Below are 13,745 nucleotides of genomic sequence, written 5' to 3' on the forward strand. Positions count from 1 at the left end.
CGGACTACATCCCGCCGTCGTCGGCGTCTCGGGTCGTCATGACGATCCCGCTGAACAGCATCAACACCGCGAGCGCGACCATGCCGAGGTCCCAGCCCATCCCGGCGGTCGCGGTCGAGCCCATGTCGCCCATGGACCCCATTCCGCCTTCCATGCCGCCTGCCATCCCCATTCCACCCACCGTTCCGGTCCCCCCGAGCGCTTGAAGCAGCAGCATCACGAGCGAGTACGCGATCATCAGCGGCCCGCTGGCGCTCCCGAGCCGCTCGGCCGCCGGCGTCAACAGGACCACGCCGTGCACCACGACGACGACGCCGATCGCGATCATCACCCAGCCCGCGATCCCGAGCCCGGTCGTTCCCATCGTTCCGCCGGACCCCATCATCGCATCCGACCCCATCGTCCCGCCGGCGGTCGCGGACACCAGCGAGTACACGCCGGAGGTGATCGCGATCGCTGCGCCGTACAGCCGGGTCGTCGATCCGTTCATGTCCTCCAGTTCAGGTGCCACCCGCTTGGATACACCGGCCGCAGCGACGGGAATCTCGGATCAGTCGTCGGTCGCGGGATCGCCCTCGCCGTCGTCGCCGAGCGCCGCGGGCGTCGACTCCGCGTCGCGGTCAGGATCCGTCGCCGCGTCGCGGTCGGGGTCCGGCTCCCTCCCGTTCTCGACCACGCCCTCGGTCCACGTCCCGCGGAGGAACCACAGCGCCCCCACGATCAGCGACCCGACCGCGCCGAACGTCCACGCCCACCAGAGGCCGTCCGGGCCGAGTCCGAGCCCCGACACCGGACCGACCCCCGGGACGACGACGGTGAACGAGTACGCCAGCACGACGGCCGCGGGGATGCGCAGCCCCCACCGAGAGAGCAGCGACAGCCCCATCGCGGTGCGGGTGTCGCCGGCGCCGCGGAACGCTCCCTGCAACACCATCAGCCCGCCGAAGGCGGCCCACGCGGGCGCGGTGATCCGGAGGAACGAGACGCCCTCCTCGACGACGGCGGCGTCGTTCACGAACACGCGGATCGCGAGGGCGGGGAGGAACCAGACGACGGCGCCCGCGAGCGCGAGGACGGCCATCGTTCCGCCGGTGCCGGTCCACGCCACCCGGCTCGCGCGGTCGGGCGTGTCGGCGCCGAGGTTCTGCCCGACGCCCGTCGCCGTCGCCTGCCCGACCGCGCCGGCGACGGTCCAGGAGACGGACATCAGGCGGACGCCGACGCCGTAGGCGGCGGTCGCGGCCGGGCCGAACCGCGCGACCAGCGCCGCCATCGCCACCGCGGCGAACGACCGGGCCCAGCCGTCCAGCGTTCCCGGATACCCGACGTCGACGAGCTTGCGCAACACCGCCGGGTTCGGCCGGAGGTCGCCGAGGTGGAGTTGGATCCCCCAGTCCCCCCTCACGAGGACGTAGATCCCGGCCGCGGCGGCGAGCGCGCGGGAAATGAACGTCGCGACGGCGGCGCCGCGGGTCCCCATCGCGGGTATCGGTCCGAACCCGAGGATGAACACGGGGTCGATGACGATGTTGACGCCGGCGGAGGCGGCCACGAGCCACATCGCGGGCTTGGTGTCCCCGGCGCCCTGTAAGGAGGCGCGAAAGGCGAAGAACAGGAACGTGAGCGGGAGGGTGAGGAAGATGACCTCGATGTACGCCAGCGCCTCCGTGAACACGACTCCCTCCGCCCCGATCCAGTTCAATAGCGGGCGGCGTGCGAGCAGCCCGACGGCCGCCAGCACGACCGAGACGCCGATCGCCAGCAGCGTCGTCTGGCCGACCACCTCGTCGGCCCGGCGGTCGTCGCCGGCGCCGACGTGCTGGGAGACGAGCGCGATGGTCGCGGCGGTCAGCCCCATCGCGGTCGAGACGAACATCCACGACAGCGGAAACATGAGCGACACAGCCGCGACGGCCTCGGGGCTGACGCGACCGACCCAGAACACGTCCGCGAGGTTGTAGAGCGTCTGGAGGAGGTTGCCGAGCACGAGCGGCCACGCGAGGCTGAACAACCGGGGCGCCACCGCTCCCTCGGTCATGTCGACGCGCGCGTCGGTGTTCGCCATGGAGGGGTCTACCGTCCGGGCGTGGCGTCACGGCCTAAGGATTGTGGAGGCGGTCGCCCCGCCCGGGATCCCGTTCCGTCGCTACTCCGCTCGGTCCCCGTGGCCGCCGCCGTCGGCGAGCGTCTCAGTCGCCGTTGCGTCGACGTTCCGACGGGCCGTGAGGTCCGCCCGAACACGCGATCCCAGACTGACCGTGGCGTACACCGCGATCGCGGTGATCACGATCGTTCCGCCGGCGGCGACGTCGTACCAGTACGACAGCGTGACGCCCGCGACGGTGGCGAGCAGGCCGGCGGCGACGCTCGCGGCGATCGACCGCCTGAAGCCGGTCACGGGCGACGCGGCGGCGACGGGGATCACGAGCATCGCGGCGACGAGGATGACGCCCATGATCTGCATCGCGCCGACGACGACGACCGCGGTGAGCACCGCCAGCAAGCGATTGTACCGCGTCACGTCGATACCGGCGGCGCGGGCGCCGACCTCGTCGAAGGTGACGTACACCAGCGGGCGATAGGCGGCGCCGACCGCGAGGCCGACGAGGGTCGTCATCGCCAGCAGGATCCCGGCGTTCGCGCGCGAGACGGTCGCCAGCGATCCGAACAGGTAGGCGTTGATCCCGACGGCGATGCCGCCGTCGGCCGCGGTGATCAGCACGCTGCCGACCGCGAACGAGCCGGTGAGCACGATCGCCAGCGACGTGTCGCGGTAGGCGCCGGCGTAGTCGACGAGCGTCTGCACGACCAGCGCGGCGAGGGCGGCGACGACCAGCGCGGTCGCCAGCGGCGGCACCGCGACCGCGAAGACCGCGTTGACGAACAGCCCGGCGGCGACGCCCGCGAAGGCGGCGTGCGCCAGCGTGTCGCCGATCATCGCCATCTCGCGGTGGACGAGAAAGCTCCCCACCAGCGGGCCGACGAGCGCGACGCACACCGCCGCGAGGTACGCCCGCTGCATGAACGGGGAGGCGAGGATCTCGACGCCCGTCGCGCCGGCGAGGACGTCGAGAAGGCCGCCCCACAGGTCGTCAAGCAGGGTCGCGAGCACGCGGTCGATGACGCCTCCGTCGACGGTCGTGAGGGGTATGGTCGCCGTCATCAGTGGTCGTGGGCCACGACGTGCTGTGCGTTCCCGTACGCCGCCGCGAGCGCGTCCGTCTCGACGAACGCCTCGGGGTCGCCGTGGAAGAACAGCGCCCGGTTGAGACAGGCGATCTCGGAGGCGTGGGTCGTGACGACGCCGATGTCGTGCTCGATGAGCACGATCGTCATCCCCTCGTCGTTCAGTTCGTGCAGGAGGTCGTAGAACGCCTCCCGCGACTCGGCGTCGACCCCGACGGTCGGCTCGTCGAGCGCGAGGAGGTCCGCCTCGGCCGCCAGCGCCCGCGCGATGAACGCCCGCTGGCGCTGTCCGCCCGACAGGCGCCCGATCCGCCGGTCGGCGATGTCGGCGATCCCGACGCGTTCCAGCGCGGCCGCGACCGCCCGGCGGTCCTCCCCGCGGAACCGACGGAAGAGCCTGTGCGGGTACCGTCCCATCCGGACCACCTCCTCGACGGTGACGGGCATCCCGCCGGCGGCCTCGCCCACGTCCTGCGGGACGTAGCCGACGCGCTCGCCGGCGGCGAGGTCGGCGGCTGGCTCGCCGAACAGCGAGACCGTCCCGCTGTCGGGACGACGCAGGCCGATCACCAGCTCCAGCAGCGTCGTCTTCCCCGAGCCGTTCGGGCCGACGAGCCCGAGGAACTCGCCGGTCTCGACCGTGAGCGACACGTCCTCGATCACCGGTCGGTCGCCGTAGGAGAACGTCGCCTCGCGCACGTCGACGGCCGCCGTCATCGGGTCAGCGCCCGCTCCAGCGTCGGGACGTTCACCTCCCGCATCACGTCGAGGTAGCCCCAGTCGTTCTCGGCCCACTCGTCGGTCAGGCCGGGCATCGCCGTCAACGGGAGCACCGCCTCGGCGTCCGTCTCCTCGACGAGCTGGTCGGCCGCACGCTGTGACTCGATCGGGTCCGCACAGACGTGCCGGAGGTCGTGCTCGGCGATGACCTCCTGCGCGCGCTCGATGTCGCGGGTCGTCGGCCGATCGTCCGGCGCCAGCCCGGTCAGCGTCTCGACGTGGAGGCCGTATCGCTCGCCCAGATAGCGGACGGAGTTGTGGCCCGCGACGAGGAGCACGTCGCGGTCGGCCTCGGCGATCGTCGAGTCGAGACGCTCGTGGAGCGCGTCGAGTTCCTCTCGGAACGTCGCGGCGTTCGCCTCGTGGGCGTCGGCCCCGTCGGGGTCGACCGACGAGAGCGCCTCTCGGACGGTTCCGACCGCGGTGCGGACGCGCAGCGGATCCATCCAGAAGTGGGGGTCCGCTCCGGTTCCGTGGTCGCGGTCGTCGGTGTGGGTCTCGTTCTCCTCGTGGTGGTCGCCGGTCTCGGTTTCGTGTTCGCCGTGGTGGTCGTCCCCGCTGCCGTGGTCGTGGTCGTGGTCGTGGTCACCCTCCTCGCCGGGCGCCAGCAGGTCCACCTCGGCGCTGACGTCGACCGCGGCGACGGCCTCGCCGTCGGCGTCGAGATCGGTCAGGACGTCGTCGACCCACGGCTGGAATCCGTCCATTCCGTGGACGAGGAGGTCGGCGGCCCGGATCGATTCCCTGACGCGCGGCCCCGGCTCCCAGCCGTGGCCGTGCTGGCCGACCGGAACCAACAGGTCGGTGCTCGTCGCGTCGCCGGCGACCGCCCTCGCGAGGTCGCCGAAGACGAAGAACGTCGCCTGCGCCGCGGCATCGCCCGATGCCGCGTCACCGCCGCTCGATCCGCTCGCGTCCGCCCGCGAACCCAGACAGCCGGCCAATGCGCCCACGCCGACCGCACCCACGGATCCGAGGACGGTTCGTCGCGTGTGTTCCATCTCTGGTTGTTAACCAAGTATACCAGAATATTAACTTTGCCATTGGATTGTAGAGAGGGTTAGCAAAACCTCCCCCGGTTCAGGGTACCGGCACGCTGCGCCGGCGGGCAAAGGGCGAAGGCTCCGGTCGCACAGTAGCGGGTATGTCCGACGCATCCACGCCCGCGACCGCCGCCGATCCGGCGATCGCCGAGCGCCTCGACGTCTACCGGGAGTCGCTGTTCGACCTCCTGCGCCTGCCGACGGTGAGCGCCACGGGCGAGGGGATGGACGCCGGCGCCGACGCCGTCCGGGATCTGCTCGCCGACCACGGGCTCGACGCTCGTCGTATCGAGACGGACCGCTATCCGTTGGTGTACGGCGAGCGCGTCGCCGACGACCCGGACGCGCCGACGGTCCTGTTCTACGGCCACTACGACGTCCAGCCGGCCGAACACCCCGAGCAGTGGGAGTCGCCGCCGTTCGAGCCGACGGTTCGCGACGGGAGCGTCTACTGCCGGGGCGCCGGCGACAACAAGGGGCAGTTCACGACCCACGCGTTCGCGCTCGACGCGCTCGCGGCCGCCGATGCGGTGCCGGAGGTGACGGTGAAGCTGCTCGTCGAGGGCGGCGAGGAGAGCGGCAGTCTCGGACTGAAGGCGTATCTGGATGGGGAAGCCGGTGTCGACGACCCCGGCGCCGACTCGGACGCTCCCGCGGCCGCCGTCCGCGACGCGGACCTCATATACGTCGCCGACGGGCCCCAGCACCGCTCGGGGCGACCGACGCTGATCTACGGGAACCGAGGGATCCTCACGTTCCAGTTGGACCTCGAGACCGCGAACGCGGACCTCCACTCGGGCAACTTCGGCGGCCCCGTCCCGAACGCCGCCACCGAGCTCGCGGAGGTGGTCGCGTCCTTCACGGAGTACGGCCCCGGAACCGAACCCGACCGCGGGTACCCCAGCGGTGGCGACCGCGTCGCCGTCGACGGCTTCCACGACGGCATCGAGGTGACGGAGGCGGACCGCGAACTGGTCGACCGACTCCCGGACGACGCCGACGAGGTGCGCGAGGAGTTGGACCTCACCCACTTCACGACCGAGCGCGACTACTACGAGCGCCTGCTGCTGGAGCCGACGATCACCGTGAACGGCCTCGATGCGGGGTATCAGGGCGAGGGAAGCAAGACCGTCATCCCGCGGACCGCGACCGCGAAGCTCGACTCGCGACTCGTTCCCGGGCAGGACCCCGACACGGCCTTCGAGCGGATCCGCGAGCACGTCGCCGATGTCCACCCGGACGTGGAGGTGAGCAAGGGCACCGGCTTCCCGCCGATGAAGACGCCCGTGGACTCGCCGGCCACGACGCCCGTGCTGGAGGCGCTGTCGGCGGTGTGGGGCGAGGACCCGGTGGAGCTTCCGGTGCTCGGCGGGTCGCTCCCGGCGGCGTTCTTCCGCCGCGTCGACGCGCTGGCCGACGTGCCCGTGCTCGTGGTGCCGTACGCCAACCCCGACCAGGGGAACCACTCACCGAACGAGCATCTCGACTTGGACTGCTTCGAGAACGGCATCCGGACGACCGCAGCGTTCCTGGAGCGAGTCGCCGAGGCGGACCCGTAGCGGGACCGCCGCCTCCCTCGCCGCCTGCCGAACGCTTTAGCCGCGAGCCGCACGGCGTGGGAGTATGCCGGACACAGCCGACGCCGACTACGGCGTCGCCCGCTTCCTCGCGATCGAACACGTCGACTCGCCCACGCTCACCCCGGAGGGGCGCCTCCTCTTCCTCGCGGACACCTCGGGCACCCCGCAGGTGTGGACCGCGGACGAGCCCGGCGCGTGGCCGACGCGGCTCACCCCCCACGAGGAGCGCGTCTCCGCGCTCGCGGCCTCGCCCGCCGACGAGTCGTTCGTCTACGCCATGGACCGCGGGAGCGACGAGCGCGACCAGCTGATCCGATACGACCTCGCCACCGGGATTGAGCGTCCCCTCACGGACGACCCCGAGTCGAAGCACGCGTGGGGCGCGTGGGGCCCCGACGGCGATCGGATCGCCTACACGGCCAACCGCGAGGCGGACGGCCGCTTCGACGTGTTCGTGCAGGAGGTCGGGGGCCCAGACGCGCGGGCGGGCGACCCCGAGCGCGTGTTCGAGGGGCCCGGCGGCTGGCTGAACGTCGCCGCGTTCGGGCCGGAGGGTCGCCGGCTCGTGCTCACGAAGGCGCACTCGAGCTACGACGAGGACCTGTCCGTGCTCGACCTCGACTCCGGGGACACGCGGACGCTCTCGGACGACTCGGAGGCGACGTACTCGCACCTCCACTTCGACGGCGAGGGCGGTCTGATCTGTGTGACGAACCGCGACAGCGACACGGCCTACGTCGGCCGGGTCTCGCTCGATTCGGGCGCCGTGACGCCCGTCGCCGGGGACGACGAGGGATCGGGAGAGCCCGGTACCGAGGCGTGGGACGTGGACGCGCTCGCGTTCGACCGGGACGCCGGCCGCCTCGCGTACGCGGTCAACGAGGGCGGCTACTCGTCGCTGCACGCGGGCACGCTCGCCGGCGACGCGGACGGTCCGGAGCTCCGGCCGGTCGAGACGCCCGCGGTCGACGGCATCGTGCAGGGGCTCACGTTCGGCCCCGACGCGGAACGGCTCGCGTACACGCACACGTCGCCGACGGAACCGTACGGCGTCCGGACGGTCGCGTTCGGCGGCGGCGACGGCGGTGTCGCCGCCGACGGGACCGGCGGCGAGACGAACTGGACGCCGGTCGGCCGCAACGGACTCCCGGACACGGCGTTTCACGCGCCGAAGACGGTCCACTACGAGACGTTCGATGACCGCGAGATCCCGGCGTACTGGACGCTTCCGCCGGGCGTGGACCCGGCGGATCCGGACGAGCAGGTGCCGGCCATCGTCGACATCCACGGCGGCCCCGAGCACCAGCGCCGACCGTGGTTCTACCCGACGAAGCAGTACTTCCTGAACCGGGGATACGCGGTGCTGGAGCCGAACGTCCGCGGCTCGTCGGGGTACGGGAAGGCGTACTCGCACCTCGACGACGTGGAGAACCGGATGGACTCGGTGGCGGACGTCGCCGCCGGCGTCGAGTGGCTCCACGGCCACCCCGCGGTCGACGACGACCGGATCGTCGCGTACGGACGCTCCTACGGCGGCTTCATGGTGCTGGCGGCGATCACCGAGTATCCAGATCTCTGGGCAGCCGCCGTCGACTTCGTCGGCATCGCGGACTTCACCACCTTCCTCGAGAACACCGGCGAGTGGCGACGGAGCCACCGCGAGGCCGAGTACGGGTCCCTGAGCGACGACTACGAGTTCCTGCAGTCGATCTCGCCGCTCTCGCACATCGACGAGGTCCGGTGTCCGCTGTTCGTCCAGCACGGCGCCAACGACCCGCGCGTGCCCGTCGGCGAGGCCAAACAGGTCGCGGACGCGGTACGCGAGCGGGGCGTCCCCGTCGAGACGCTGATCTTCGAGGACGAGGGACACCACACGACGAGCCGCGAGAACCTGATCGAGGAGTTCGAGGCGATCGCCGACTTCCTCGACGAACACGTCTGAATCGGCCGCCATCGACCGGCGCCGTTGGTCCGTCCGGTCGTCTCCTCACCACCCGTTCTCGATGTCCTCCGCCAACGCCTCGAGGATCCGATCGGTCGTGTTCTCCACGACCTCGGCCATGAACTCCGGGTCCGAGTTCGTCGGATCGCCCAGCCCGCCCAACTCCGTCACGTCCGAGAAGTAGGTCCACGAGCGGGTTTCCGGCAGCTCGTCGGCCTCCTGCGGCTCCTTGCGGTCCGACTTCACGAGGTCCTCGCGGATCAGTTCGACGAAGCTCGTCTCGTGGTCGCCCGCGTGACCCCACCCCTCGCCGAAGTGCTCCTCAAGCTCGTCGCGTCCGAAGTCCGTCCAGTGGACGAAGTGGGCCCCGATGTCGTGGTCGCGGTTCAGTCGGTCCGTCGCCAGCGACAGCGCCTCCTTGTTGCCGCCGTGGCAGTTGAGGAACAACACTCGCTCGGCGCCGTGCTCCGCGAGGGAGGCGCCGATGTCGATGAGCGCTTGCTTGTAGGTGTCCTGCGAGAGCGTGACCGTCCCCGGGAACGGCATGTGGTGCTCGCTGTACCCGTACGGGAGCGTCGGCGCGCGAAGCAGGTCGAGGTCGTGGTCGGGCGCCGCCTCGACGAGTTCCGCCGAGAGGTGCTCGGCGCGGAGGCTGTCGGTCGACAGCGGGAGGTGGACGGAGTGCTGCTCGGTGCTCCCGGTGGGGACGACGACCGCATCGGCGCCCAGGAAGGCGTCGCCGGCGTCCTCCCACGTCATCGTCGCGAGGTCGTGTTCGGTCTCGGGCATACGTCCGTGCCGGTCGCCCCGGGGCATACCCCTTCGGGAAGCGGCACGTCGGGGCCGCGCCGGGACGCGGAGGACCGGCGACGGCGCGCGACGGCCCCGCGGCTTGAAGTCTCATCGACCCGATCCACGAGCATGAACGATGAGGCACGCGCCGCGGCGGCCGACCTGATCCGGCGGACGATGCGGTGCGACCGGCTCCCCGGCGTCAGCGTCGCCGTCGTCGACCCCGACGGCGTCCGCTACGCCGAGGGCTTCGGCGCCCGCGATCTGGCCGGGAACCGACCGGCGACGCCCGAGACGCTGTACGGCGTCGGATCGGTCACCAAGTCGGTGACGGCGCTGGCGCTCGCGCAACTGTCCGAGGCGGGGATGCTCGACTTCGACGACCCCGTCTCCGAGCATCTCGACGTGGACCTGGGGAGCGACCCCGACGACCCGATCCGGCTGCGACACCTGCTGTCGCACGCGTCCGGCCTCCCGTCGCTGGGGACGAGCGAGGCGCTCATCGGCCGGCGGCTCCGCCGCGATACCGACACGCTCCCGCTGTCGACGGAGGGGGACTTCCGCGCGCACGTCGAGGGCGCGGTCGGGACGGGGGGCGGCACGACGGGGGACCGCACGGCGGACGGATCGACGGCCGGCGGCGATGAACGCGTCGGCGCCCCGGGCGAGCGGTTCGCCTACAGCAACGAGGGGTACGTCCTCCTCGGCGACGTGATCGAGACGTGCACCGGTCGACCGTACGACCGATACGTCGCCGAACACGTGCTCGACCCGCTGGGACTGGACCGCGCCACCTTCGACGACGCGACGTTCGCGATGGACGACGACCACGCCACCATGTACCTGCGCGAGGACCGGGGGGCCGGTCCGCGGCCCGCCCGCGACGGCGGCGACACCGCGGGTCGAGACGACCTCGTCGCGGCGTCGGTTCCCGTCCGCGAGCTGTCGCGGCCGGCGGGGGGGCTGTTCGCCTCGGTCACGGGGCTCGCGCGGTACGCCCGCCTGCTGTTGAACGACGGGAGCCTCGACGGCCGCGAGGTCGTCTCCTCTGAGTCGGTCGCGGCGCTCACCGAGGAACGCGTCGACACCCCGGGCGGCCCGTACGGCTTCGGCTGGCGTACTCGGGAGTCGTGCGGCCGAACGCTCGTCGGCCACTCGGGCTCCATCGCCGTCTCGACGGCGTACGTGGGCTTCAGCCCGGAGGCGGAACTCGGGGTCGCGGTGGCCGCGAACGCCACGCCCGGATACCCGCTGGTCCGGCTCGGCGAGGGCGTGTTCGCGTGTGCGCTGGGGGAGGAGCCGTCCGAGGCGGTGCCGTTCTTCGAACGTCGCCGCCGCTTCGACCGCCTGACCGGCGAGTACGCCTCGTATCGCGGGGTGAAGCGCGCGGTCGTCGCCCGCGACGGCGGCGGCCTGCGGCTCGAACTGTCCGGGCCGCTCGGCGGCGAGCCGCTTCCGCTGACGGCCGCCGACGGCGACGACCCCCACGCGTTCTTCACGCCCAACGAGGCCGGCGAGCGGGTGCCCGTCGAGTTCCGTGTCGACGACGGTGCCGCGTCGGGGGGTGACCGGGGCGTCGACCTGCTGTACGACCGCTGGCACTTCCACAAGGTCGGTGACGGTCCCACGGCGTCGATGTAACCGGCCTTCCCGGCCAGTCTGCATGCTCTCCGATCGAACCGTGTGACCGCGACCCGCGAAAGGGTTACAAGGGGATTCGGCATACTCCCCGGCAACTGATGGAACTGATCGTCACCGAGAAGGACAACGCCGCGCGGCGCCTCTCGGAGATCCTCTCGAACGGGGACTTCGACACCGAGCGACGCGCCGGCGTCAACGTCTACCGCTGGGGCGGCACCCGCTGTATCGGCCTGTCCGGCCACGTCGTCGCGGTGGACTTCCCCCCGGAGTACGACGACTGGCGGGACGTCGAGCCGGTGGAACTCATCGACGCGCCCGTCCGCAAGCGCCCGACGAAGGAGGGGATCGTCCGCGCGCTGCGGCTGTTGTCGCGGGACGCCGATCGGGTCGTCATCGCGACCGACTACGACCGCGAGGGGGAGCTGATCGGCAAGGAGGCGTACGAGCTCGTCCGCGAGGTCAACGAGGACGTGCCCGTCGACCGCGTGCGCTTCTCGTCGATCACCGAACGCGAGGTGACCGAGGCGTTCGACGACCGCGACGAGATCGACTTCGATCTGGCGGCCGCAGGGGAGGCGCGGCAGATCATCGACCTCATCTGGGGGGCGTCGCTGACGCGGTTCCTCTCGCTGTCCGCCCGACAGCTCGGCGACGACTTCATCTCGGTCGGCCGGGTGCAGGGGCCGACGCTGAAGCTCATCGTCGACCGCGAGCGGGAGATCGAGGCGTTCGACCCCGAGGACTACTGGGAGCTGTTCGCGGACCTGCTGAAGCGCGAGGGCGAGGAGACGGACTCCGAGGACGCGTTCGACGCGCAGTACTTCTACGAGGACGACGACGGCACCGAGGCCGAGCGCATCTGGGACGAGGCGACCGCCGACGCCGTCTACGACCGCCTGCGCGGGGCGGGGACGGCGACCGTCTCCTCCGTGCGCCGTCGCCGGCGGGCCGACGAGCCGCCCGCGCCGTTCAACACGACCCAGTTCATCCGCGCGGCCTCCTCGATCGGCTACTCGGCCCAGCGCGCGATGAGCATGGCCGAGGACCTGTACACGGCCGGGTTCATCACCTACCCGCGCACGGACAACACCGTCTATCCCGAGGACCTCGACGAGCGCGAGCTGCTGGAGGACCTCTCGATGGGTCGGGGGTTCGGAGACGACGCCGAGTCCGTACTGGAGCTGGACGACATCGAGCCGACCGAGGGCGACGAGGAGACCACCGACCACCCGCCGATCCACCCGACCGGCGAGCTCCCGGCGCCCTCCGAGCTGTCGGACGACGAGTGGGAGGTGTACGAGCTGGTCGTTCGCCGGTTCCTCGCGACGTGTGCGCCCGACGCCGAGTGGGAGCACCTCCGCGTCGTCACGGAGGTCGAGGAGGGCGACGACGCCGTCGGGGTCGACGACGGCCCCCTGCGGCTGAAGTCCAACGGCAAGCGCCTCACCGAGGAGGGGTACCACGCGGTGTACCCGTACCTCTCGACCAACGAGAGCTACGTCCCCGACGTGTCCGAGGGCGAGGCGCTCGCGGTCGTGGACACCGCGCTGGAGGCCAAACAGACCCAGCCGCCCCGCCGCTACGGCCAGTCGCGGCTCATCGAGACGATGGAGGACATGGGCATCGGGACGAAGGCGACGCGCCACGACGTGATCCAGAAGCTGTACGACCGCGGCTACATCGAGAGCGACCCGCCGCGCCCGACCGGCCTCGCGGAGGCGGTCGTCGAGGCGTCCGAGGAGTTCGCCGACCGCATCGTGAGCGACGAGATGACCGCCCAACTGGAGGCGGACATGCAGGCCATCGCCGCGGGCGAGAAGGAGTTCGACGAGGTCGCAGACGAGTCCCGGGAGATGCTCTCGCGGGTGTTCGAGGAACTGGTCGAGTCGCGCGAGGAGGTCGGCGACCACCTCCAGACGTCGCTGAAGGCGGACAAACAGCTCGGGCCCTGTCCCGAGTGCGGCGACACCCTGCTCGTCCGGAAGTCCCGCGCCGGCTCCTACTTCGTGGGCTGCGACGGCTACCCGGACTGCGAGTACACCCTGCCCCTGCCGTCGACGGGGAAACCGCTCATCCTCGACGAGGTGTGCGACGACCACGGCCTGAGCCACGTGAAGATGCTCGCCGGGCGCAAGACGTTCGTCCACGGCTGTCCGCAGTGTCAGGCCGACGAGGCCGACGAGCAGGAGGACGAGGTGATCGGGGTGTGTCCCGAGTGTGGCGAGGAGCACGACGGGGACCTCGCGATCAAGCGCCTCCGCTCGGGGTCGCGGCTCGTCGGCTGCACCCGATATCCCGACTGCGACTACTCGCTGCCCCTGCCGCGCAGGGGGGAGATCGAGGTGACCGACGAACGCTGCGAGGAGCACGACCTCCCGCATCTGGTGGTCCACTCGGGCGACGAGCCGTGGGAGCTGGGCTGTCCGATCTGCAACTACCGGGAGTACCAGTCCCAGCAGGGGGGATCGGAACTGGAGACGATCGACGGGATCGGCGAGAAGACCGCGGAGAAGCTGAAGGACGCCGGCGTCGACGACGTGTCCTCGCTCAAGGAGATGGAGCCGGACGCGCTCGCGGAGAAGGTCAACGGCGTCGGAGCGGACACGGTGCGGGACTGGCAAGCGAAGGCGAACTGAACGCCCACCTTTTGTCGTTCGAGAGAGCGAAGCTCTCTCGTGATGAGCGAGACGGCTTCGCCGTCTCGAACCACACTGCGCTCCCTCGCGGTGCTCGGTCGCTCGGCAAAGTGTGGATCGAAAGCACTCCTCCCTCATGGTTCGA

The 13,745-nt window shown here is 71.2% G+C and carries 10 protein-coding genes; 4 read left to right on the forward strand and 6 right to left on the reverse strand.

Going from position 1 to position 13,745, the window contains the following annotated elements; all coding sequences use genetic code 11:
* Positions 1-4 precede the first annotated feature (4 nt).
* The 5 genes from GRX01_RS11175 to GRX01_RS11195 all read right to left on the reverse strand — a co-directional run bounded on the left by GRX01_RS11175 (position 5) and on the right by GRX01_RS11195 (position 4,967).
* A complete protein-coding gene (locus tag GRX01_RS11175; RefSeq protein ID WP_321168046.1) occupies positions 5-511 on the reverse strand; it encodes a hypothetical protein in 507 nt (168 codons plus the stop codon).
* A gap of 39 nt (positions 512-550) precedes the next feature.
* Positions 551-2,065 (reverse strand): MATE family efflux transporter, encoded by a 1,515-nt coding sequence (locus GRX01_RS11180; RefSeq protein ID WP_303645990.1) that lies wholly within the window; start codon positions 2,063-2,065, stop codon positions 551-553.
* 81 nt (positions 2,066-2,146) lie between these two features.
* Positions 2,147-3,163 carry a metal ABC transporter permease gene (locus GRX01_RS11185; protein WP_159667110.1) on the reverse strand — a complete coding sequence of 339 codons (1,017 nt, stop codon included), beginning with the start codon at positions 3,161-3,163 and terminating at the stop codon, positions 2,147-2,149.
* Positions 3,163-3,903 (reverse strand): metal ABC transporter ATP-binding protein, encoded by a 741-nt coding sequence (locus GRX01_RS11190; RefSeq protein WP_159667112.1) that lies wholly within the window; start codon positions 3,901-3,903, stop codon positions 3,163-3,165. Before GRX01_RS11190 ends, GRX01_RS11185 begins: the two co-directional genes overlap by 1 nt.
* Positions 3,900-4,967, reverse strand: coding sequence for a metal ABC transporter substrate-binding protein (locus GRX01_RS11195; RefSeq protein ID WP_159667114.1), 1,068 nt, complete (start codon positions 4,965-4,967; stop codon positions 3,900-3,902). The genes GRX01_RS11190 and GRX01_RS11195 overlap by 4 nt, the downstream gene beginning before the upstream one ends.
* A 143-nt stretch (positions 4,968-5,110) precedes the next feature.
* On the opposite strand from GRX01_RS11195, the gene GRX01_RS11200 reads away from it, so the two are divergent.
* Positions 5,111-6,568, forward strand: coding sequence for a M20/M25/M40 family metallo-hydrolase (locus GRX01_RS11200; RefSeq protein WP_159667116.1), 1,458 nt, complete (start codon positions 5,111-5,113; stop codon positions 6,566-6,568).
* Between the two features lie 64 nt (positions 6,569-6,632).
* Positions 6,633-8,531: a S9 family peptidase gene (locus tag GRX01_RS11205; RefSeq protein WP_159667119.1), complete on the forward strand. Its 1,899-nt coding sequence runs from the start codon at positions 6,633-6,635 to the stop codon at positions 8,529-8,531.
* A gap of 45 nt (positions 8,532-8,576) precedes the next feature.
* On the opposite strand, the gene GRX01_RS11210 is transcribed toward GRX01_RS11205, so the two are convergent.
* Positions 8,577-9,320: a creatininase family protein gene (locus GRX01_RS11210; RefSeq protein ID WP_159667122.1), complete on the reverse strand. Its 744-nt coding sequence runs from the start codon at positions 9,318-9,320 to the stop codon at positions 8,577-8,579.
* Positions 9,321-9,452: 132 nt separating this feature from the next.
* On the opposite strand from GRX01_RS11210, the gene GRX01_RS11215 reads away from it, so the two are divergent.
* Both GRX01_RS11215 and GRX01_RS11220 read left to right on the forward strand, forming a co-directional pair.
* The gene (locus GRX01_RS11215; protein ID WP_159667125.1) at positions 9,453-10,964 is read left to right on the forward strand and encodes a serine hydrolase; all 1,512 of its coding nucleotides are present in this window, start codon (positions 9,453-9,455) and stop codon (positions 10,962-10,964) included.
* A gap of 98 nt (positions 10,965-11,062) precedes the next feature.
* Complete coding sequence (locus GRX01_RS11220) at positions 11,063-13,600, forward strand: DNA topoisomerase I (protein ID WP_159667128.1); 2,538 nt, start codon at positions 11,063-11,065, stop codon at positions 13,598-13,600.
* Positions 13,601-13,745 lie beyond the last annotated feature (145 nt).

Origin of the sequence: Halobaculum saliterrae, assembly GCF_009831625.1 — an archaeon.
GTDB classification, from domain to species: domain Archaea; phylum Halobacteriota; class Halobacteria; order Halobacteriales; family Haloferacaceae; genus Halobaculum; species Halobaculum saliterrae.

What these genes read in the sequence shown, in the direction of transcription:
- GRX01_RS11190 (WP_159667112.1), bottom strand. Translation starts at nt 3,903, where the DNA reads ATGACGGCGGCCGTCGACGTGCGCGAGGCGACGTTCTCCTACGGCGAC.
- GRX01_RS11205 (WP_159667119.1), top strand. Translation starts at nt 6,633, where the DNA reads ATGCCGGACACAGCCGACGCCGACTACGGCGTCGCCCGCTTCCTCGCG.
- GRX01_RS11215 (WP_159667125.1), top strand. Translation starts at nt 9,453, where the DNA reads ATGAACGATGAGGCACGCGCCGCGGCGGCCGACCTGATCCGGCGGACG.
- GRX01_RS11210 (WP_159667122.1), bottom strand. Translation starts at nt 9,320, where the DNA reads ATGCCCGAGACCGAACACGACCTCGCGACGATGACGTGGGAGGACGCC.
- GRX01_RS11200 (WP_159667116.1), top strand. Translation starts at nt 5,111, where the DNA reads ATGTCCGACGCATCCACGCCCGCGACCGCCGCCGATCCGGCGATCGCC.
- GRX01_RS11185 (WP_159667110.1), bottom strand. Translation starts at nt 3,163, where the DNA reads ATGACGGCGACCATACCCCTCACGACCGTCGACGGAGGCGTCATCGAC.
- GRX01_RS11180 (WP_303645990.1), bottom strand. Translation starts at nt 2,065, where the DNA reads ATGGCGAACACCGACGCGCGCGTCGACATGACCGAGGGAGCGGTGGCG.
- GRX01_RS11195 (WP_159667114.1), bottom strand. Translation starts at nt 4,967, where the DNA reads ATGGAACACACGCGACGAACCGTCCTCGGATCCGTGGGTGCGGTCGGC.
- GRX01_RS11220 (WP_159667128.1), top strand. Translation starts at nt 11,063, where the DNA reads ATGGAACTGATCGTCACCGAGAAGGACAACGCCGCGCGGCGCCTCTCG.